The following is a 20,174-nucleotide window of genomic DNA, read 5'->3' as shown; positions in this document are numbered from 1 at the left end:
GCGCGCGAATCTATGCAGATCACAACGCTTGCCAGCGGCGGCAGCGGGTCTGGCTGCGGGCGTAGCGACGCAGGCCGCAACCGGCACAGCGAGACGTACCTCGCGCCCACCCGCTTGGCTGCCGCAACGAGGAACTGCCCGACCCTCACGGGCCGGGCGGTTCAGCTAAGCGATGGCACGGCAGAGCCGAGTGCCTCGGGGTGGGTCGTGCGCTCAGCTTGCTCAGGCGGGCACGATGAACGCGATCGCGATGATGAACGGCAGCGACACGAACGAGGCGATGGCGGTGACGGTCGTCATCGTCTTCAACGCTCCCTGGGTGCTCAAGCCGAGCAGCGCCTTGAACATCCAGAAGAAGTTGCTGTTGACCTGCAGGGCGAACAACGAACCGGCAGCGATCGCCAGACCGATCGCGATGGGGGCCACCCCGGTCGAGCCGACGATCGGGGCGACGATGCCCGCCGCGGTGATGGCCGCCACCGAGACCGAACCGATCGCCAGGTGCAGAACAGCAGCGATGAACCAGGCCAGCAGGATGCTGATGATGATCGGGGCACCGGCGTCGGCGCTGAACAGAGAGCCGAGTACGTCAGCCAGTCCGGTGGCCTTGATCACCGCACCGAGCGAACCACCGACACCGGTCACGAGCAAGATCTCACCGGTCGTGTGCAGGCCTGCGGAGAATGCTTCATCCGTGCCCGCACTGCCGACGGTGCGCCGGGCCAGCACGTAGGCCACGAGCAAACCGATGAACATGGCCACGTTGGCGTCAGCGACGAAGCCGAGGAACTCATTCTTCACCCCGGCCAGTCCGGCGAAGGCGCCGGTCGCGATGAGGACCAGGGGAATCAGGATCGGCAGCAGCGCCAAGGCCAGCGGCGGGAGCCGGTGTCCGCCGTCCTGCCCGGGGATCGGGTCGTCGTCATCGGTTGTCGACTCGTCGAACTCTTCTTCGTCCAGCGCAGGCTTCCACCAGCCGTGGTGCAGCATCCGGCTGAACACGAAGGTGGTCAGCACTGCAGTCAACGGGCCCAGGACGATGCCGTACAGCAGATACGTGCCGAGTGGGATCTGCAGCAGCCCGGCGATGGAGATCGCGGACAGCCCAGGCACGACGAAGACGTAGCCGCAGAAGATGCCGGTGCCCAGGGCCCCGGCCATCAGCGCCAAACCGTTGCGCCCGATGTGCGGGGCGCTCTTGCGGGCGACCGGGGCGCCCAGCACGACCTGCACGTCGACGTAGATGGCCGGGAAGATGGTGGACAGCGCAATGGCCAGGGCGTAGGGAATCCGCGCCGGCCCGGTTGCCTTGAGCAGCACGGTCACCAGTCGGCTGAAGGTGCCGGTTGTGTTCAGCAGCCCACCGATGAGCACACCGAACCCGATGAGCAGACCGATCTTGGCCATGATGTCGCCGAACCCGGAGGTGATGGCATCAACGGTGGCCTCGAAACCGATGCCACTGGCCAGGCCGAGGTACAGACAGCCGAGGACGAGGGAGATGATCGGATCGACTTTGCCCTTGATGATGAGCAGGACGATGGCGACGATCGCGATGGCAGTGTGGAGCGCGATCATGGCAGCTCTTTTCGTATCGGGGAGTAGGTCTTTGGAGCGCGGGGTCCACTGTCCACCTGGATGGGGTCACCCGGTGCGCAAATCACCAGATTCGGGCATGTGACGATGACCGCGCTCGCTGGGCCACCGGGTTCGCGGTATGCAAGGTCAAGATGGGCTCTTCTGGACGCTCCCGGCGAACACTTCGCCGCACAGATCGTTCTTCCCCGCGCCTGGCCGTCAGAGCATCGACACCCGATGGGGAGGTAGCTAAGGGAAGCCTCCACTACGGTTGCTTCAGGGGTGCCGGGCCGACCGGCCAGAAAAAGGGGACTGCAGTCATGCGCAAAGCGATCGCGACCGTGTCGCTGTCGGGTCAGCTCGAAGATAAGCTCGCCGCGATTGCGGCGGCCCGCTTCGATGGGATCGAACTGTTCGACAACGATCTCATCGCCGCCACGTCATCGCCGCGGGAGGTCGCGCACAGGTGCCGTGACCTGGGCCTGAGCATCGAACTGTTTCAACCGTTGCGGGACATCGAAGGGTGGGATCCGGCCCGCTTCGAGCCCGTTCGTCGCCGACTGCGCAAAAAGTTCGCCGTGATGGAAGAACTCGGTGTGCACACCGCGCTGGCCTGCTCCAACGCGCTGCCCAGCGCCATCGACGACCTCGACCTCAGCGCAGAACAACTGCACGCCGTCGGCGAGGTCGCCCACGAACACGGCATCGTCATCGCCTTCGAAGCGCTCGCCTGGGGCCGGCATATCGACCGGGTCGGCCAGGCCTGGGAGGCCGTACGTCGGGCCGATCACCCCTGCATCGGGCTCGCCGTGGACACCTTCCACATCCTTTCGCGCGGGGACGGCCCACAGGCCTTGGCCGAGGTTCCAGGCAGTCGCATCTTGTACATGCAGATCGCTGACGCCCCGCGCCTGGACATGAACGTGTTGTCCTGGTCGCGTCACTTCCGGTGCTTTCCGGGCCAGGGCAACCTGGAGGTGGCCGCGCTGGTCAGCGCCGTCGTCGAGGCTGGCTACCGCGGTCCGCTGTCCTTGGAGGTGTTCAGCGACGTGGTGCGCACCGCGCACCCGCGTCAGACCGCTCTGGATGGGATGCGCTCGTTGCTGCACCTCGAGGAGGAGATGCGGGCCCTGTCCGGGGCGAAGCGTCCCCGGGTGGATCTGTTCGACCCGCCGCCGCTGCCGGCCCGCGTCGACGCCGGTTTCGTGGAGTTCGCGGTGGAACCCGAAGACCAGATCGTGCGCCCGCTGCTGAGCGCGCTCGGTTTCACGCATGTCGGTGAGCACGCCACCCGTCCGGTGCAGTGGTGGCGCAACGGCGAAGCGCATGTCTGCGTGACCACCCTGCCGGTGCCCGACGCCGAGGAAGCCCCCCGGTCGCGGCCCTTCGTGAGCGCGTTGGCGCTGATCACTGATGACGTGCAAGACGTCGCCACCCGCGCCCGCGCCCTGCTCTGGCCAGAGGTTCGCAAAGCGCGCGGCCGTTATCAGGCCGCACTGCCCGGCATCGACACCCCCGACGGTCTGCACGTCTTCCTCAGCTCACCGGGCGGTCACGCCCAGGACTGGCGCGCCGGCTACACCCCGCTCGAACCGGCCGCAGAAGAAGTCGGCGACTGGCTCGGCATCGACCACCTGACCGTGAGTGTCCCGGCCGACCGGTTGCCCTCCGAGCAGTCCTTCTACCGCACCGTGTTCGGCCTGCAAGCCGGGGAGATCACCGAATTCATCCAGCCCAGCGGGCGACTGCGCAGCCGCCCGCTGCGCCCCGCCGCCGGGAATCTGCGGGTGATCTTGAGCGCCAGTGAGGACAATCGTGACAACGCAGCGCGCGGCATCGAACAGATCGCGTTCGCCTGCCCTGATGTGGAAGCGGCAGTGCGCCGGGCGCGTGCGGCCGGGGTGCGCTTCCTGGACGTGCCGGAAAACTATTACGTGGACCTTGACTCCAGAGTCGAGCTGGAACCGGAGTATCTGGCTCGGTTGCGCGAGTGCGGGCTGCTGTACGACCGAGACGATCAGGGCGCGTTCATCCACGCCTACACCCAGGTCATCAACGGCGCGTTTCACATCGAGCTCACCCAGCGCATCGGGGGCTACGACGAGTACGGTGCGCCGGCCGCGCACGTGCGCCTAGCTGCGCACGAACGCGGCTGACTCCGGCTGGGCGGTGTTGAGGTGTGCGGGCATCGATCGCACCGCGATGGCCGCGAGCACGGCGACACCGCCGAAGAAGTAGAACCCGAACGGGTAGACCAGCCCGGCGCTGGCCAACGCGCCGGTTGCCGCCGGGCCGGTGATCGCGCCGAGGCGCCCGACGCCGGAGGCCATCCCCAGCGCCGTTCCGCGCACCCGCTCCTCGAAGAGGTGGGCGACCAAGGCATAGACGAGCCCCTGGGCGCTGAAGACGAATAGCCCGGTGACGCACACGACAGCGTGCAGAAGGACCGGGTTGGCGATCCTGGTGGACAACAGCAGCAAGAACAGTGCCGAGGCTGCGAACCAGGCCACCGTCGAACCCCGGATGCCGCGTCGGTCCGCCACCACGCCCGCCAGGAGTAGCCCGGCCACTGCGCCCGCATTCATGATGAGCAGCAGGCTGAGCGAAGACGTCAGGGAGTACCCGGCGTCTCGCATGATCTGCGGGAGCCACGTGTTGAGCCCGTACACCAGCAGCAGACCCATGAACGAGGCGACACAGGCAGAGACCATGGCTGCCACCGCCCCTGGGGTGCGCAGTTCACGCAGCGGGCGCGCAGCAGCAGGTGTACCCGGGGAAGGGGGCGCGATGCTGTTCTTCTCCAACCCGAACCACACCAAGGGCAGTACCAGCAGACCGAGCGTGCCGCCCCCGTAGAACAGCAGGTGCCAGTCCCGGCCCACAGCCAGGGCCAGCAGCGTCATCGCGACGGCCCCCACGTGGTAGCCGGTCATCGTCACCGTGGTCGCGCTCGCGCGACGCCTGACGGAACTGGCTTCGTTCATGAGGGCGATCGCCGTGGGCATACACGCCCCCAGCCCTAGGCCGGCGACGAAGCGCACCGCGGCAAGCATGGCCACCGAACCGGCCAGTGGCACCGCGAGGGTGAAGAGGGAGAACATGGCGACGCTGATGAAGAGTCCGAGGCGTCTGCCGTACCGGTCGATGAACGGCCCGCAGGCAGCGGCCCCCACGCCCACCCCGACCAGCGAGATCGTGGCGACCATCGTCACCTCGGCACGGCCCATGCCCAAGTGCGCCGTCTCCAGCAGGGTCGGGATGACCGCGCCGAAAGCGACAAGGTCAAAGCCTTCCAGGGCGACGGTCAGCCAACACAGCAGAGCTGCCATCGGCGGTACCGCGCTGCGCGCAGGTGCGTGGGCGCGGCCGCTCATCGAAGCACCTGGGGAGACTGGTCGGTGTCGTCGCTGCCCGCCGCCGACTGATCGGTTTCGGTGGGGACCTCGTCGCTGGCGAGGAAGGTGTTGACGTGCTCTGCGACTTCATCGACGAACGGCTGTCGCAGCATCGTGATGTGGTCACCACCCACATCGACCTTGCGCCATTGCCCGTGCAGGCACCCGTCCCAGGCAGAGCGTTCTTCGCGTTGGGGCGAGTCCGCGACCAGCACCAGCGTTTTTCCGCCCCAGGAGCGACCGTGGTAACAGTGCCCCAGCCAACGGGACTGTTCCCAGAAGCGGTAGGCGCCGATGCCGCCGGAGGTGTTGCGGGTCGCCGTCCAGACGACCGCCGCGATCATTCGCAGACCGCGAATCAGGGACGGCTCCAGCGGCGGATGCTGTTTGGGGTCGGGCGGGAAGGAATCCAGCACGATGAAGTGAGCGACCTGCTCGCCTGCTTCCTGCAACTGCTGCGCCATCTCTACCGCGACGATGCCGCCGAAGGAGTGTCCGGCCAGGTTGTACGGGCCGTGCGGCTGCACCGAACGCATGACGGCGACGTGCCGCCGCGCCATCTGGCGCACGCTGATCTCCGGCAGGCCGCGGCTCTCGATGACCGGTGACTGCAGGGCATAGACCGGGCGGTCAGCGTCGATACGGGCCGTCAAGGGCTGGAAGGCGATTCCGAGGCCACCGCCACCTGCCACGCAGAACAGCGGCGTCTTGGAGCCGGTCGCACGCAAAGTAACCAGGGCGGTTCGCGGTTTGCCCGGGTGGCCTTGGAGACTGCGGGCGAAGGCGCGCAGCGTGCGATGTTCGGCGAGCGTAGCGGTGCGGGCGACCTCTGGGCTGACCCCGAGGTCCTCGATCATCCGAGTGACGATTGCTTCTGCGGTCAGGGAGTCCCCGCCCAGGGCGAAGAAGTCGTCCTCGAGGCCTACCCGCTCCACCCGGAGAACTTCGGCCCAGTGATGCGCGACGATCTCTTCCCATTCGCTGACATCGCCGACGCCGCCGACAGGCGCCGGTGGCGGCGGTTCCGGCAAGGAGTGCCGGTCGATCTTGCCGCGGTCGTTGCGGGGGATCGAGGTCAAGAACACGACAGCTTCGGGGATCATGTGCGTCGGGAGCGCAGTGCGCAGTGCCGAACGGATTGCGTCCGCGTCGGTGCCGGTGCGCCGCGGCACGACATAGGCGATGAGGCGATTGCGGTCGTCCAGCGGATGCTTGGCCCCGACCACGACAGCTTCGCGCACCTGAGGCAGGGCAAAAAGCGCGGCGTCGATCTCGCCCGGGTCCACGAGGTATCCGCGGATCTTCACGCTGTGGTCCGCCCGGCCCACGATCGTCACATTCCCGGCCGCATCCATCCGGCCCAGGTCGCTGGTGCGATAGGCGCAGGTGCCCTCCGCAGTCTGAGTGAACGACTCCGCAGTGATCTCCGGCAACCCCCAATAGCCCATGGCCAGGTTGGGGGCGCGAACCTCGAGCCTGCCGGTCACGCCGGGGGCTGCCGGGTTGCCTTCAGCATCGACGACAGTGCATTCGGTGCGTCCCACGCCGCGACCCACAGGCAACTGGCCGACCAGTTCACCGTGGGCGTTGTCGATGACGTACTCGGCGATGAGCCCCGTCTCCGATGAGCCATATCGGTTCCGCAGTACACAGTTCTCCGGCAGGATCTTGCGGGCCGCCTCGACGTCGCGACCGTAGGCGGTCTCGCCAGCGATGGTCAGTGATGTGAGGCTGGTGAGCAGGTCGGGGTCGGGTCCCGAAGCGATGAAACCGCGCAGAATGCCCGGGCTGGTGATCATCACCGAGCAGGCATGCTCGGCGATGAAACCGGGCAGTGGCTCGATGCCGCGCTCTCGGGCGTCGTACAACCGCATCGTGGCTCCCACGAGCAGCCCGTGCACGGTCGTGGTCAGGCCGGCGTGGAAGGCGATCGGCAAGGTGTGTGCGATGACGTCATCGGCGCCGTAGCAACCGCTGGCGATTGAGCTGTTCCACGCATCGCGCACGAAGAGGCGGTGATCGTTGGCTACGGGTTTGGGAGTCCCCGTGGAGCCCGAGGTGAAAGCCAACGCGGCAACCGAGGTCGGGTCGGGCATGTTCGCCCACAACTCATCAGCCGAGGTACGTCGAACGTCGCGAGGGGGCACGATGACCGGGCGGCATAGTTCGCGGGCCATCGGCTGCCGCGCTTTGTCGGCCAGGAGGACGCGCATCCCAGCGCGCTCGACGAACTGGCGCAGCCGAGCCGGCGGCGTGCGGTGATCCAACACCAGGACGGGATGACCGGAGGCCAGCACGGCCAGTAGGGCCACTACGGCCTGAGTGGTGTGACCAAAGAGCATCCCGACGACCTCGCCGGAGCCGAACTCGGCAGCCCCCTTGGGGGTAAGTGGCGGTTCCAGACTGTCCAACGCGCGTCGCAGCACGCTCAGGGTGGTAGCTGCTTGCGCGGCGAGCTCGGCATAGGTCAGTTCGGTGCTGTCATCTGCAATGGCGATGGCGTCAGGTGCTTCGTCGACTATCGTCCGTAGTCGTGGCAATATCCCGGCCGCAACATCCGATTCGCTCAACGACGTGATGGTGCGCGCACCCGGCGACGCTGTAGTCCGACTAGCCATTCAGGGTCCCCCAAAATAGAGCGTTTCCCTCCACCCCCAGAGGTCTTCGACCCTTACTCTATACGCTCGTCCAACAGGGCTCGTTTGCTCATGCACGCAACGGGACCAGCACTGCCGAGAGGTGGTTACCCTCTCTGCAGGGATAAGGCCATCCAGGCCTGAAACAAGGGGGAGAACATGCGTAGAAGATTGCTTGTGCTGGCCGCGGCTGTTGCCGTTCTGGGTGCCGGATGTTCAGGAGCCGCAACGAAATCCGCGGACTCTCCAACGGACGACGGGACCGCCGGGTCGCCGGAAAGCACGACCGCAGCAGCCGGTGTGAGCGATCCGCAACCTGAACGTCTCGACATCCACTATGTGGACGACGGGATGCCCGAACACACACTAGACATCTTCACCCCCCAGGGCAGTGGACCGTTCCCGGTGTTGGTGTGGGCGCACGGCGGGGGATGGCGCGCCGGTGAGAAAGCGGACCTGGCGAATACCGACATCCATATGGATGAGATGAAGCAGGCGCTGCTGGAGCACGGGTATGCGATCGCCAGCGTCAACTATCGACTCGCCCCGGCCAACACCTTCCCGGCGCCCACCCACGACATCGCAGCCTCGGTGCGGTACTTGAAGGCCCACGCCGCGGAGTTCGGCCTGGACCCGGAGCGCTTTGCGCTCGGCGGAGACTCCGCGGGGGCGCACTTGTCCTCGCTGGTGGCGATGGCCGCCGGTGACGAGACCGTGCAGGGAACCTTGGGCGAGACCTCCACCGACAGCAAGGTCGATGCCGTCGTCGGGTACTACGGCCTGTACGACCTGCGGGGCCGGATCCCGGACCAACAGGCACAGGGATGCGACCCGGAACGCACGGGGGCCGATTCCTCCCACGGGCAACTGATCGGCGCCGACCCCGGCAGCGAGCAGGGCGGCAAGATCGCCGATTCGGCGAGCCCGCTGACCTACATCAACGAGCAGTCCCCAGCGATGATCATGTTCGCTGGCCGCCAAGACTGCACGGCGCCGTTCGCGCAGGCCGAACGCATGCGCGACGCCCTGCAGAAGGCTTCGGTGCCCACCGAGCTGACGATCATCGACACCGGTCACGCTGACCCCAAGTTCTTCCAGGACGAGGCGATCCGCAACCAGATGCTGAGTTTCCTGGACGCGCACGTCTCATGAGGAACGCCCCGGTCGCGGCGAGGGTCGCGACCGGGGCGTTGCTAGGCGAGTTCGGGCTGGCTAGCCAGCCACGGTGGCGCCGCCGGTAGCGGTGCCAGGGGTGTCCTGTTCGACAGCGATGCCGTTGCGGGCGTTGGAGCGGGCCGTGATTTTGTCGACGATGTGGGCGATAGCGCCGTCGCCGGTGACGTTCGTGGCGGTACCGAAGGAGTCGATGGCGATGTAGGTGGCGATCATCAACCCGACCTGGGGCTCGGTGAAGCCCAGCATGGTGCTGAGCAGACCGGCCGCCGTCATGATCGCGCCGCCGGGCACGCCGGGAGCCGCGACCATTGTGATGCCGAGCATGAAGATGAATCCGATGATCGTCGGGGTGCTGATGGGCAGCCCGTACAGGATCATCACGGCCAACGAGAAGCAGGTGATCTTCATCGTGGAGCCGGCCAGGTGAATGGTGGCGCACAACGGGATGGTGAACGAGGCGACGGGGGTGGAGACGCCGGAGGCGATGGCCTGGCGCAGCGTCACCGGGATGGTGGCGGCCGAAGAAGAGGTGCCCAACGCGGTCGCGTAGGCGGGCAGCATCGTCGCCAGCATCTTGAACGGGTTGCGGTGCACGATCGCTCCGGCCACGGCGTACTGGATGAGCAACAGAATCACGGTCAGGACGAAAACCATGATGATGACGCCGAGGAATGTAGTGATGACGTTGAATACCTCACCGGCGGCGGTCATGTTGAGGAAGACGCCGAAGATGTACAGCGGCAGCAACGGGATGATGATCGCGCTGATGACGATGTTGACGATGGCGCGGAACTCAATGAGTCCACGCTGCAATGATTTACCTTCGATGACCGTCATCGCCACCCCGAGGATGAAGGCGAGGACCAGGGCTGTCATGACGCTGAAGACCGGGGCCATCTCGACCGTGAAGTAGGGCTGCAGGAGCGCATCTTCAGGGTTAGTGACCGCGCCGACCTGCTTGTTAGCCAGCAGCCGCGGCAAAACCGCCATGCTGACCGCGAACCCGAGCAGACCGGCAAAAATAGTGGAGGTATAGGCGATCCCGGCAGTCACAGCGAGCCACTTACCGGCGCCCTTGCCCAGCTCGGAGATGGCCGGGGCGATCAACCCCAGGATGATCAGGGGGATGACGAATGACAGGAAGTTGCCGAAGAGCCCGTTGAACGTGACGAATACTCTCGTGAGCCACTCAGGGAAGAACAACCCGCAGACGATGCCGAGAATGATGGCGATGATGATTTTTGGCAGCAGGCCTACCTTGCGCCGATCCTTATTGACCATGGGCGCAGCCTAGGACCCCCACCACAAGCCCGTCGGCTTTACGGCTATGACGGTTTCGTGAGCCCGAACACCACCCTCGGCCGAATCCGGGGGTTGGCTCAGTCAAAAAGCAGCGTCGGTGCTCCCCCGGGGCCGGTCGCTGCCGCTACGGTGACCCCCATGTCGCATAAGCGGGGCGAGCTTCCTTCCCCGATAGCCCGGGTCTGGCGTGTCGGAGGGCGGCTGTGCGCCCGCGCGATGCGGTTTCGTCTGGTGCGCGCCGGGCTGCGGTACCACTTCGGGCGCGGTGCGCTGTTCTCCGGCGGAGTGACCTACTCGGCGCTGCTATCGGTGACGGCTGCGCTGACGATCATCATCAATGTGCTGCGCGCCTTCCTCGGGAGTCGACCCGAGTTGATGGAGATGGCGCTGCAAGCGGTTGAAGAGGTGTTGCCCGGCCTCATTGATCGCGGCCAGGGATCGGGTCTGGTCAAACCGGAGACGCTCATCGCCGACGACCCATGGTCGTGGACCACGATCGTTTCCTCGATCGTCGTGTTGTGGACGGCGTTGGCGATGATGACGGGGCTGCGCAGATCCATCCGCGCCATGTTCGGGCTGGCGGGTGCCCCGGTGCCCTTCCTCTACGGCAAGACGCGGGACCTGGTCGGTTTCATCGTCCTGGGCGGCGGGGTGCTGCTGGCCTCGGTGTTGGGTTCGGCCGCTTCCTTCGCCGGCGGGGCCGTGTTCGACGTACTGGGGGTGAGCGGGCCCGGGGTCGGAGTGGCGTTGCGCAGCGCGGCCTGGGGCGCGGCTGCCCTGGTCGACACGTGCGTCTTCCTCATGTTGTTCAGCGTCACCGCCGGAGTGCGCCCGCCACGCCGCGACCTCATCGCCGGTGCGTTGTTCGGCGCGGCAGGTACCGGCGTGTTGCGTTTGGGGGGGACGTCGTTGCTGGGATCCATCGATGATCCGCTGCTGGCTTCGTTCGCGGCGATCGTCACGTTGCTGCTGTGGATCAACCTGGCTCTTCGTTTCACGATGTTCATCGCGGCGTGGACGGCGAACCCGCCGCAACCCCTCCTGCCGATCACGGCCGAGGACATCCGCGCTCGGGAACGGCCCAACTACGTGACGATGACTGTCCCGCGGACCCTGGACTGGCCGCACCATAAAGTCACCGGTTCGCTGCTGGTCGACCCGGAAGATCTGCGCGGGGTGCCCGGTCTGGATGATGCCGACCGGCAGGGGCGCGAGTCCGGGACTGCGCCCCGCGCCGGAGAACGCGAGCGCGAGCTCAGCCGACCAGGCGGGTCGCCCGACGCCGGGCGTGACGGCCGTTGCGGATCGTCGCCAGCGCATCGCGACGGCGCGCGGTGACCTCTGGGCGACGCCATTGTTCGTGCTTGACGGGGTAGGCCGCGTAGACCTGGCTGCGGCCCACCGGAACAGGCGCGTCCCAGGGCTCTTCGACGGCTGCGCGCGGGTCGTCGCATTCGGGGCAGTCGTTCAGGCAGACCTCGTGGGGTCGTGCAGCCACGCAGGACATGCACGACCAGCCTCGGCAGCTGGCACAGGTCAAGCTCGCGTCGTAGTTCATGCGTTCCCCTTGTTTGTCACACCGACCCCCGTCGGCGATTTCGGTCCCCACGGCATGCCCCAGGCCCCGCCTGGTTGCGCCGATTCGCTGACCATACGCGAGGATTTTTGCCGATTACAAAAGGAAACTTGACTAAGTCCTTACTTTTGGGACCTCGATAGATACATCAGGGGGATGTTGGGCTGAGTCCCGCTGGGGATGTGTTAGCGCCCTCGCAGGCGTGCGGCTGCACTGTCACCGCATCGCTGCCGGCCCGGCCAGGTCAGGGTCGACGCGCAGGTGGATCAGGCTGAGGGCGTCGTACGCGAACGCCTCGGCCACTGCCTCGATCGCCTCGCTCGTGGTGGCGGCGCTCAAGCCGAGGGCCCCGAAGGAGCGGGCGTACATCGCGAAGTCGGGATTGCTCAGCCCGGTGCCGCTGACCCGGCCGGGATAGTGCCGCTCCTGGTGCTCCCGGATCGTGCCGTACTGGCTGTTGTCGACCACGAGCACACACAGTCGGACGCCGGCTGCTGCCGCCACGGCCAGCTCTTGAGCGTTCATCAGAAAGCAGCCGTCACCGGCGACGGACAGGACCCGCCGCCCGGGGTGGATCAGCCCGGCCGCCACCGCAGCTGGGATTCCCACGCCCATCGCGCCGTTACGCGGCGCGACGAGGGTGCCGGGTCGGTGGTGTACCAGGTAGCGCTGCGCCCACAACGCATGGTTACCCGCGCCGTAGGTGATGACGGCGTCCTCGGGGAGGCGTTGCGCGCAGTCCTCCATCAGAGCCCCGAGGTCGACGCCCCAGCCCGGCCCGTCGGGTCTAGGAGTGGCGAACTGGGCTTGGGCAGCTCGGGCCTGCGCGGTGCGCGCCGCCCACGGGCGCTGGCGAGGAACCTCCGCTGCGGCGGCTGCGGCGGCGAACTCGTTGATGCCACCGAGCAGATGGGCATCGACGTTGCCGTCGTGGCCGAGCAGGTCTGGGTCGGTGCCGACGACGCCGACCCAGCGCCCGTCGGCGCCTGGGGTGTATCCGCTGCTGAGTACGTCAGTGTTCAGGCATCCCAGGAACAAGACGGCGTCGGCACTTCGCAGCAGCTCCGCCGCAGCGGGGGATCCGCCGTAGCCCAGGAAGCCGCACCACGAGGGGCTGTCGTGATCGAGCATGTCCTGGGTTCGCCAGTCGCTGAGCACCGGCAACTGCCACGCCTGGGCCCAGCGGGCCAGGTCGCGTGCGCCCGCGGCGCTGATTCGGTCTCCGCCCACGACCACCAGGGGGGCGGTGGCGCTAGCCAGCGGGTGCAGGACCGGCGCCGGGTCCAGTCCCGACCAGGTGGGCAGGGCCCGTGGCGCTGCGGGCGGTGCGGTGCAGGGTTGGACCAGCACGTCCTCGGGGAGGGCGACGACTACCGGCCCGGGGCGGCCGCTGACGGCCAGGTGGCAGGCATCGCGGACGACGCTGGGGGCCTGGTCGGGATCGTCCAAGACCCAGACTCGTTTCGTCGTCGAGCCGAACCACGCCTTGGGGTCGAACTCCTGGAACGACTCACGATCGCGGTCGCGCATCGGGATCAGCCCGATGAACAACACCATCGGGGTGGCGTCCTGGTAGGCGGTGTGCACGGCGATCATGGCGTTCGCCGCGCCCGGCCCGCGGGTGACCATCGCGACGCCGGGTAGCGCGCCCCGGGCGGGACCGATGCGGCCTTCAGCCAGCGCCATGAATCCGGCGCCGCCTTCTTGTCGGCACACGACGGCCTCGATGCTGGATTCGTGCAGGCCGTCCAGCACGTCCAGGAAGCTCTCGCCGGGCACCAGGTAAGCGCGCTGGATGCCCTGGGCTTGCAGTTGGGCGACGATGGCGTGGCCTGCAGAACGGGAGTTGCGCTGCGCTGAGGTGGCTGGGGAACTCACGCGCGCCCCCTCTCTCGGGTGCTCTCTGACAGTTCCGTCTCGGCCGGCTGCCGGTCCGTGGCGGTGATGCTGGGATCGGGCGGGATGGACGGGGTAGCGCTCAGGCTCATCGGGCATCTCCGGAGAGGGGGGCAGGGGGTGTGGGCAGGTCGAGGCCGCTGTCGTGGGTGGCGTGGCCGCCGAGCAGCGTTGCCAGGACGACGGCGTCGGCGACGTTCTCGGGCGGGGCAGCGGTGATGTCGGTGTCGAGGAGGACGAGGTCGGCGAGCATGCCGGGGGACAGTCGACCGCGGCGGTGCTCGTCGCGAGCCATCCACGCGGCATCGGTGGTGTAGGCACGAAGCGCGGTCATCGCTTCTACCCGTTCGTCGGCGCCGATGAGCGCCCCCGAGCTGGACAGGCGGTCCTGCATCGTGGCGATTCCGGCCAGCGGTCGGCCGTCGGCGACGGGTCGGTCGCTGCTGCCGGGCACCCGCACCCCGGCCGCGAGGAATGATGCGTGCCGGTAGAGCAGGTGGCTGCGCTGCTGCCCGACCGCGGTGACCATCGAATCGCCGAGGTCGTACAGGAAGCGCATCTGTGGCACCGGGGTGACCCCGAGGCGCTGGAATCGGATGATCGCGGCGTCGCTGACCACCCCGGCGTGTTCGATGCGGTGCCGGGCGTCGGGGCGGGGGCAGGCCTGCTGGGCGGCGGCGAAAGCATCGAGGGCGAACTCGATTGCTGCGTCCCCGATGGCGTGGGCTGCTACGTCCCAGCCGGCGGCGTGCGCGGCCACAATCTGGGTGCGCATTCGCTCGGGGTCGTCTTGGAGGTAGCCGCTCCCGGCCACCCCATCGCTGCCGCAGCGGCATTCGTACGGGTCCTGCATCGCGGCGGTGCGCCCGAGCATCGAACCGTCGGTCCAGATCTTCATCGCGCCCAGGCGCAGATGCTCGTCGCCGAAACCGGTGCGCATGCCCAGATCGAGTCCGAAGTCGATGCCGTCTTCTTCGTGGCCGTGCACGCTGTGCAGGGCCGAGACGCACGGCATGACCTGGGCCCGCACCGCCAGGCGCCCTTGCTGCAGGCAGCGTTGGTAGGCGGCCAACTCCAGCGGCGACTTGCCCAACCAGCCGGCGCCGATGCCGCATTCGGTGACGTGGGTGAGGCCCTGGCCGGCGTAGACCGTCGAGGCGCGGGCCAGCGCGTCGGTGATGGTGTCCAGCGGGTAGGGCGTGACGAGACTGACGACGAGGTTCTGGGCTTGTTCCTCCAGCAGGCCGGTGGGGCGGCCCCCTTTCCTGACGACGAGGCCACCCTCGATGACCTCGTCCACCGCCAAGCGTTCCAACATCGTGCCGTTGACGGTGCACATGTGGCCGGAACGGTGTTTCAGCCAGACCGGGCGTCCACCGGCGGCCTCGTCGAGGCGGTCGCGGTCGGGGTGGCCGCCGAGCACGTTGTCGTCGTAACCGCTGCCGATCACCATCTGCTCGGGCGGTAACTGCTTGGCCCGTTCGGCGACCAGGGCGTACAGGCGCTCCATGTCCGTCACGCCGATCAGGTCGATCTCGTCCAGGGAGAGCCCGTACCAGGCCATGTGGTTGTGGGCGTCGCCGAACCCCGGCACCACCGTGGCTCCGGCGGCATTGACGGTGACGGCGGGGCGCAGCGCCTCGATCTCGCGCTCGTCGCAGGTGAGCACGCGGCCCCGATGGATGGCGATGGCGCCTGAGCGGGGTCGCTCGTCATCGAGGGTGACGACATTCGCGCCGGTGATGAGCAGGTCGATCTTCATGGTCATCCCAGGTGGTGGAGGTGGGTCAACGGAAGTCGCAGGGCGTGGTTCAAGGGGATCTCGTGGCCGTCGACGACGGCCGGGCGCGGTTCACCGACGACCTCGATGTGCGGGGTGGTCGTGTTGTGCACCATGTCGGCGCAGGTCAGCGAGCGTGAGCCGCGGATCGGCGTGTAACGCGCTCCGGCGGGCAGTCGTTCCCGCGCGGCGGTATCGGCCAGGCAGTCGCCGGAGACGAAGATGTGCGCCAGGTGCGCCGGTGCTGCGCCGAGACCGCCGTAGAAGGGGCGCATCCGCCGGGGTTGAGTCAGTCGGGTCGAACCCGAACCGGAACCTGCGGAGCCCCACGCGACGAAGCCGGATTTGACGACGAGTTCGGGCTGGGTGCCGAACCAGGCCGGGTTCCACAACAGGATGTCGGCGATGCGCCCGGGGCGCAGCGAGCCTACGTGGTCGGCTAGGCCGTGCGCGATGGCTGGGTTGAGGGTGAGTTTGGCCAGGTAGCGCAGTACTCGGGCGTTGTTGACCTGCTCGGGGCCGACCTGTCCGTGCAGCCCGGCCTGGATGTGGGCCAGCTGCCAGGCACAGCGGGACATCTCAGCGATGCGCCCCATGCCCAGGGCGTCGGAGTTGATGATCGAGATGCCACCCATGTCGTGCAGTGCGTTCTCGGCGGCGATGGCGTGTTCGCGGATGCGAGTGGCGGCGATGTCGCGGTCGCTGGGCAGGTGGGCGTGGCCGCGATGGACGGTCATCGTCATCGGGCCGAGCTGGGCCACGGTGTCGGCTGTCAGCGGCAACGTCGGCGTCGTGGAGGAGGTGAGCACGTGTTTCTGCTCGACGATGCGCAGCAGGTCGGGGTGCCCGCCGCCGCCTTCGACGTGATAGGCGTGCACGGTGCGCCCGGCGGTGGCGGCCAGGGTGTCGCCGAGGTAGCCGCTCTCGTTGAGGGTGTCGGTGTGCAGGGCGACCGGCAGGTCGGCGGTTTCGGCCACCGACAGGCAGGTATCGATGACGTGCGGCGCAGCACCCCAGTCCTCGTGGATCTTGAACCCACCGGCACCGGCCATGACGGCTTGCTCCAGCAGCGGGGTGGACGTGCTGGAACCGCGGGCCAGGAACGCCGCGTTGATCGGGGCGTGCGCCCAGCCTGCGATGAGGGAGTGCAGGTTGTATTCGGGGTTGGCGCCCACATCCCAGACGCCGCCGATCCCCATCCCCACGATCGTCGTCACCCCGGCGGACAGCCCGGCCGCGACGAGGTCGGCGTTGGACAGGTGGACGTGGCTGTCGACGAATCCTGGTGTGGCGATGAGGCCTTCGCCGGTGATCATCGCAGTGTGGCTGTCGACGACGAGGTCTACGCCGCGCTGCACGTCGGGGTTCCCGGCGCGGCCGACGCCGACGATCCGACCGTCCTTGATGCCGATGTTCGTCTTGCGCACCCCGATGAGCGGGTCGATGACGAGCACGCCGAGGATGATCATGTCCAGGGCGCTGTCGCGGCCGCTGCGGGCGGTGACCAGGGCGCCGTGCCGGGCGGTTTTGCCGCAGCCGCCGATGAGTTCTTCACCGTGTTCGGTGTCGTCGGCTTCGACTTCGACCCACAGGTCGGTGTCGCCGAGGCGAACCCGGTCACCGGTGGTGGGGCCGTAGAGCGAGGCGTACTCGCGGGGGTCCATGGCGCTCATTCCCGCTCCTTGGAGTTCTCGCCACTGTCGATGCCCCTGTTGCCCCTGCTGTCCGTGCCGGCTGTGTTGTCGTCGAGGATCTCTACGGCCTGGAGGGGTAGACGCGCCCCGGCCTCGATGTGGGTGCTCACCCCGGCGGGTAGGTCGAGCCGCCACCGTCCCTGCGGGGGCAGGTCGACCTGGATCGCGCCGTTGAGTGCATCCAGGGGGGTGTGGGAGGAGACCCACACGGCGGCATGACCGGTGTTGTGCAGGGTGACCTGTGCGCGGGTGCGGCCGGGGGCAAGCTCGCGCGTGGTGGAGCCGGGCAGGATCGCTCCCGGGCCGTGTTGGGTCGGGGGGCCGAACGGCGCCTCGATGTGCACGAGCACGCTTCCGTGCGGGAAGAGCGCCTCGACTTCGATGACGCGGGCCAGGGCGGCGACCCCGTCGCGCAGCCGCTCGGCCGGGACCGCCGCGCGCCCGGCCTCGATAGCCTCCGCGAGGCTCGCCCCATCCCAGGCCGCCTCCATCACGGTGTCGCAGACGAGCGCGATGGCGTCCGGTGCGCCCAGTTGCCCGCCGCGAGCCAAGCGTCGCCGAGCGAGATCGGCGGCAGCAGCGATGAGGAGACGTTCTTCCTCGCGAGGCGTCAGGTGCATGCAATGTCCTTGTGCGGCAAAAGGTCAGCCACTCGTGCGTGGAATCCCCCGATCCTGACAGCCTGGCGCCGCAGTGTGAACTGGACGACAGCACACGAGAACGGTCGCTAGGTTGTGCAGATGCATACCGACTGCGGGGCGAACGCGGCGCGCTGGCGGGTGGTGGTGGAGGCACTTCGGGTACAGATCCCCTCGTTGGTAGAGGAGTTCATCGAAAGCCTGGCGGTGCTCGAGCCCTACCGATCCGGGTTGGTCCCCCGTGAACGCATCGAGGCTGACGGCCGTGCCTCGTTCGAATACCTCGTGAACCGCCTTGCCGAGCACTGCGGCCCGACGCGCGTGATCACCGACCCGGCGCAGAGCCTCGGGCGGGACCGGGCTAGGCGGGGTGTGCCGCTGGGGGCGCTGATGGCGGCCATCCATATCGACGTCAGCCTGCTGTGGAATCGCCTGCGCACCCAGATCGGGGACGAGGACGCCGCACTGCTGGTGGAGCACGTGGAGGTGTTGCTGTCGGTCGTGGACGAGTACGGCCGCAATGTGCAGGACGCCTACCTGCACGAGGAAGCGGTCATGGTGCAGCAGGGCGATCACGAACTCGACACCTTGTTGGCGCGCCTGCTGGACGGTCAGGACGACGACGAACTGCTCGACGCGGTCGCCCAGCGGCTCGGGGCGAGCCCGAGTAGTCCGCTGCTGGTGATGGCGGCGCCGGTCGCGCGGCGAGAGTCGCTGTGGAGCTTCTATCGGGAATGTTGGGCGCAGCAGCAGCGGCCGCACTGGCTGGCCCGAGCGCAGGACGTGGTGCTCCTCATGTCGTTGGAGGCGCCCGCCGCGGACGTGCTCGACCGGGCGCGTTCGGTGCATGCAGCCCTGGTGCCGTTGTGTCCAGGGGTGAAAGACCTGCCCGGGGCGGTGGCGCTGGCCCGCACCCTGGCAGAGGTGTTGCCGCGCGGATGCGAGTCTGCGTTCACCCTCCGTCAGGGCTGGTTGGCGGTCGCGACGGCTGGACTGGGTCAGGTCGCCCCGTTTCTCGTGCAGGAGGTGTTCGCTGGGCTGCTCACGCGGCCCGAAGCAGAACAGGAGCGCCTGCTGGAGACGGCCGATGTCTACCTGGCGTGCGGGTCAGTGGCTCGCACCGCGCAACTGGGCTATTGCCACCGCAACACGGTCGTCAACCGGTTGGCTCGCCTGCGGGCACTCACCGGCCTGGACCTTTCGGTGCCGCAGGAGGCGGCACTGTTCCTGACGGCTCGCAGCGCCCTAGCTTGTGGCCCAGGACATCTCCACGCCCCGAGCGCCTGAGTTCGGCGCTCGGGGGCTGCTCGACTACCGGGCCAGATAGCCCAGCCGTCGAGCGGCCAGTTCGCGCAGGATCTCCACCGTGCCGCCGCCGATGCCGTTGATGCGCATGTCGCGGTACTGCCGCTCAACCTCGACGCCCTCCATGAACCCGGCGCCGCCGAAGAGCTGGACCGCCTGGTTGGTGACCCATTCGCCGGTTTCGGTGCCGGTGTTCTTCGCGAAGCACGCCTCGGCCACGAGGTCGGTGTCGCCCGCGTCCCACCGGTCGGCGATCGCCCGAACATAGGTGCGGGTCACGTCGATGCGTCGGGCCATCTCCGCCAGTGTCATCTGGATGTTTTGGCGCGCAATGAGCGGGCTACCGAAGGTTTCCCGGTCGCGGCACCACTGCACGCTCAGGTCGAGGCACCGCTGCGCCTGGCTGTAGGCCTGCGCGGCCAGCCCGATCCGCTCGGAGACGAAGCCCATCGAGATGAGGACGAAAGCGCCGTTCTCTGGCCCGACGAGGTTAGCGGCCGGGATGCGTACGTCCTGCAAGGACAGCTCGGCGGTGTCCGAGCAACGCCAACCCATCTTGGCCAGGGTGCGCGTGACCGTGAAACCGGGGGTGTCGTTTTCGACGACGAACAGCGAGATTCCGCGGGCGCCGGGGTGCTCCTCGCCGCCGGTTCGGGCGGCGATCACGGTGAAGTCGCCGCGCACGGCGGAGGTGATGTAGGTCTTCGCGCCGGTGAGCACGTACTCCTCACCCTCGCGGCGTGCTGTGGTGCGCAGGTTGCCGACATCGGAGCCTCCGCCGGGTTCAGTGATGCCCAGCGAACCGATCATCTCCCCTGCCAATGCGGGTGCGACGTAGCGATCGATCAGGTCCTGGTTGCCGGAGGCGACGATATGCGGGCACGAAATGAGCGTCGTGAACAGGCTCGGCTGGATGCCGGCTGCGGCGCCCGCGCCGTGCAGGGCCTCGACGACCGTGACGAGTTCGCGTAACCCGCCGCGACTGCCGCCTGCCGACTCCGGGAAGCTGATCCCCAACAGTCCCAGGTCGCCGGCCTTCTTCGACAGTTCACGCGGGATCATCCCCTCCTGTTCCCACTGGTCCTGGTAGGGGAGGAGCTGCGAGACGGTGAACTTGGTGACCGTCTCGCGCAGGGAGTTGATTTCGGAGCTGTTCCAGTCGCTGTGGCTCATGTGGGGTGTCTTTCTCGTATGCAGA

At 67.8% G+C, this 20,174-nt stretch carries 13 protein-coding genes; 4 read left to right on the top strand and 9 right to left on the bottom strand.

Annotated elements, in window-relative coordinates; genetic code table 11:
* Positions 1–222: 222 nt before the first annotated feature.
* A complete protein-coding gene (locus G9V96_RS08485) occupies positions 223–1,578 on the bottom strand; it encodes a GntP family permease (protein ID WP_168582642.1) in 1,356 nt (451 codons plus the stop codon).
* Positions 1,579–1,898: 320 nt separating this feature from the next.
* Between G9V96_RS08485 and G9V96_RS08480 the strand changes: the two genes are divergently transcribed.
* A complete protein-coding gene (locus tag G9V96_RS08480) occupies positions 1,899–3,734 on the top strand; it encodes a sugar phosphate isomerase/epimerase and 4-hydroxyphenylpyruvate domain-containing protein (protein ID WP_168582641.1) in 1,836 nt (611 codons plus the stop codon).
* Here the strand turns inward: G9V96_RS08480 and G9V96_RS08475 are convergent.
* Both G9V96_RS08475 and G9V96_RS08470 read right to left on the bottom strand, forming a co-directional pair.
* The gene (locus G9V96_RS08475) at positions 3,711–4,952 is read right to left on the bottom strand and encodes an MFS transporter (protein ID WP_168582640.1); all 1,242 of its coding nucleotides are present in this window, start codon (positions 4,950–4,952) and stop codon (positions 3,711–3,713) included. The genes G9V96_RS08480 and G9V96_RS08475 overlap by 24 nt on opposite strands.
* The gene (locus G9V96_RS08470; protein WP_168582639.1) at positions 4,949–7,543 is read right to left on the bottom strand and encodes a non-ribosomal peptide synthetase; all 2,595 of its coding nucleotides are present in this window, start codon (positions 7,541–7,543) and stop codon (positions 4,949–4,951) included. Before G9V96_RS08470 ends, G9V96_RS08475 begins: the two co-directional genes overlap by 4 nt.
* 366 nt (positions 7,544–7,909) lie before the next feature.
* Here G9V96_RS08470 and G9V96_RS08465 point away from each other — a divergent pair, with 366 nt between their 5' ends.
* Positions 7,910–8,761, top strand: coding sequence for an alpha/beta hydrolase (locus G9V96_RS08465; RefSeq protein ID WP_226913236.1), 852 nt, complete (start codon positions 7,910–7,912; stop codon positions 8,759–8,761).
* Between the two features lie 60 nt (positions 8,762–8,821).
* On the opposite strand, the gene G9V96_RS08460 is transcribed toward G9V96_RS08465, so the two are convergent.
* The gene (locus G9V96_RS08460; RefSeq protein ID WP_168582637.1) at positions 8,822–10,066 is read right to left on the bottom strand and encodes a dicarboxylate/amino acid:cation symporter; all 1,245 of its coding nucleotides are present in this window, start codon (positions 10,064–10,066) and stop codon (positions 8,822–8,824) included.
* Between the two features lie 159 nt (positions 10,067–10,225).
* On the opposite strand from G9V96_RS08460, the gene G9V96_RS08455 reads away from it, so the two are divergent.
* Positions 10,226–11,425, top strand: coding sequence for a YihY/virulence factor BrkB family protein (locus tag G9V96_RS08455; protein ID WP_168582636.1), 1,200 nt, complete (start codon positions 10,226–10,228; stop codon positions 11,423–11,425).
* A gap of 454 nt (positions 11,426–11,879) precedes the next feature.
* On the opposite strand, the gene G9V96_RS08450 is transcribed toward G9V96_RS08455, so the two are convergent.
* The 4 genes from G9V96_RS08450 to G9V96_RS08435 all read right to left on the bottom strand — a co-directional run bounded on the left by G9V96_RS08450 (position 11,880) and on the right by G9V96_RS08435 (position 17,653).
* Positions 11,880–13,541 carry a thiamine pyrophosphate-dependent enzyme gene (locus G9V96_RS08450; RefSeq protein ID WP_226913235.1) on the bottom strand — a complete coding sequence of 554 codons (1,662 nt, stop codon included), beginning with the start codon at positions 13,539–13,541 and terminating at the stop codon, positions 11,880–11,882.
* Between the two features lie 106 nt (positions 13,542–13,647).
* Complete coding sequence (locus G9V96_RS08445) at positions 13,648–15,321, bottom strand: amidohydrolase (protein WP_168582634.1); 1,674 nt, start codon at positions 15,319–15,321, stop codon at positions 13,648–13,650.
* A 2-nt stretch (positions 15,322–15,323) separates the two neighbouring features.
* Positions 15,324–17,012: an urease subunit alpha gene (locus G9V96_RS08440; RefSeq protein ID WP_168582633.1), complete on the bottom strand. Its 1,689-nt coding sequence runs from the start codon at positions 17,010–17,012 to the stop codon at positions 15,324–15,326.
* Positions 17,009–17,653 (bottom strand): urease subunit gamma, encoded by a 645-nt coding sequence (locus G9V96_RS08435; RefSeq protein WP_168582632.1) that lies wholly within the window; start codon positions 17,651–17,653, stop codon positions 17,009–17,011. Before G9V96_RS08435 ends, G9V96_RS08440 begins: the two co-directional genes overlap by 4 nt.
* 120 nt (positions 17,654–17,773) lie before the next feature.
* Here G9V96_RS08435 and G9V96_RS08430 point away from each other — a divergent pair, with 120 nt between their 5' ends.
* On the top strand, positions 17,774–18,958 hold the full coding sequence (locus G9V96_RS08430; protein WP_168582631.1) for a PucR family transcriptional regulator: 1,185 nt from the start codon (positions 17,774–17,776) through the stop codon (positions 18,956–18,958).
* Between the two features lie 24 nt (positions 18,959–18,982).
* On the opposite strand, the gene G9V96_RS08425 is transcribed toward G9V96_RS08430, so the two are convergent.
* Positions 18,983–20,149, bottom strand: coding sequence for an acyl-CoA dehydrogenase family protein (locus G9V96_RS08425; RefSeq protein WP_168582630.1), 1,167 nt, complete (start codon positions 20,147–20,149; stop codon positions 18,983–18,985).
* Positions 20,150–20,174: the final 25 nt, after the last annotated feature.

This window comes from Gephyromycinifex aptenodytis (genome assembly GCF_012277275.1).
In the GTDB taxonomy this organism is placed as follows: domain Bacteria; phylum Actinomycetota; class Actinomycetes; order Actinomycetales; family Dermatophilaceae; genus Gephyromycinifex; species Gephyromycinifex aptenodytis.
This window is presented reverse-complemented; position numbering and strand designations above follow the sequence as displayed.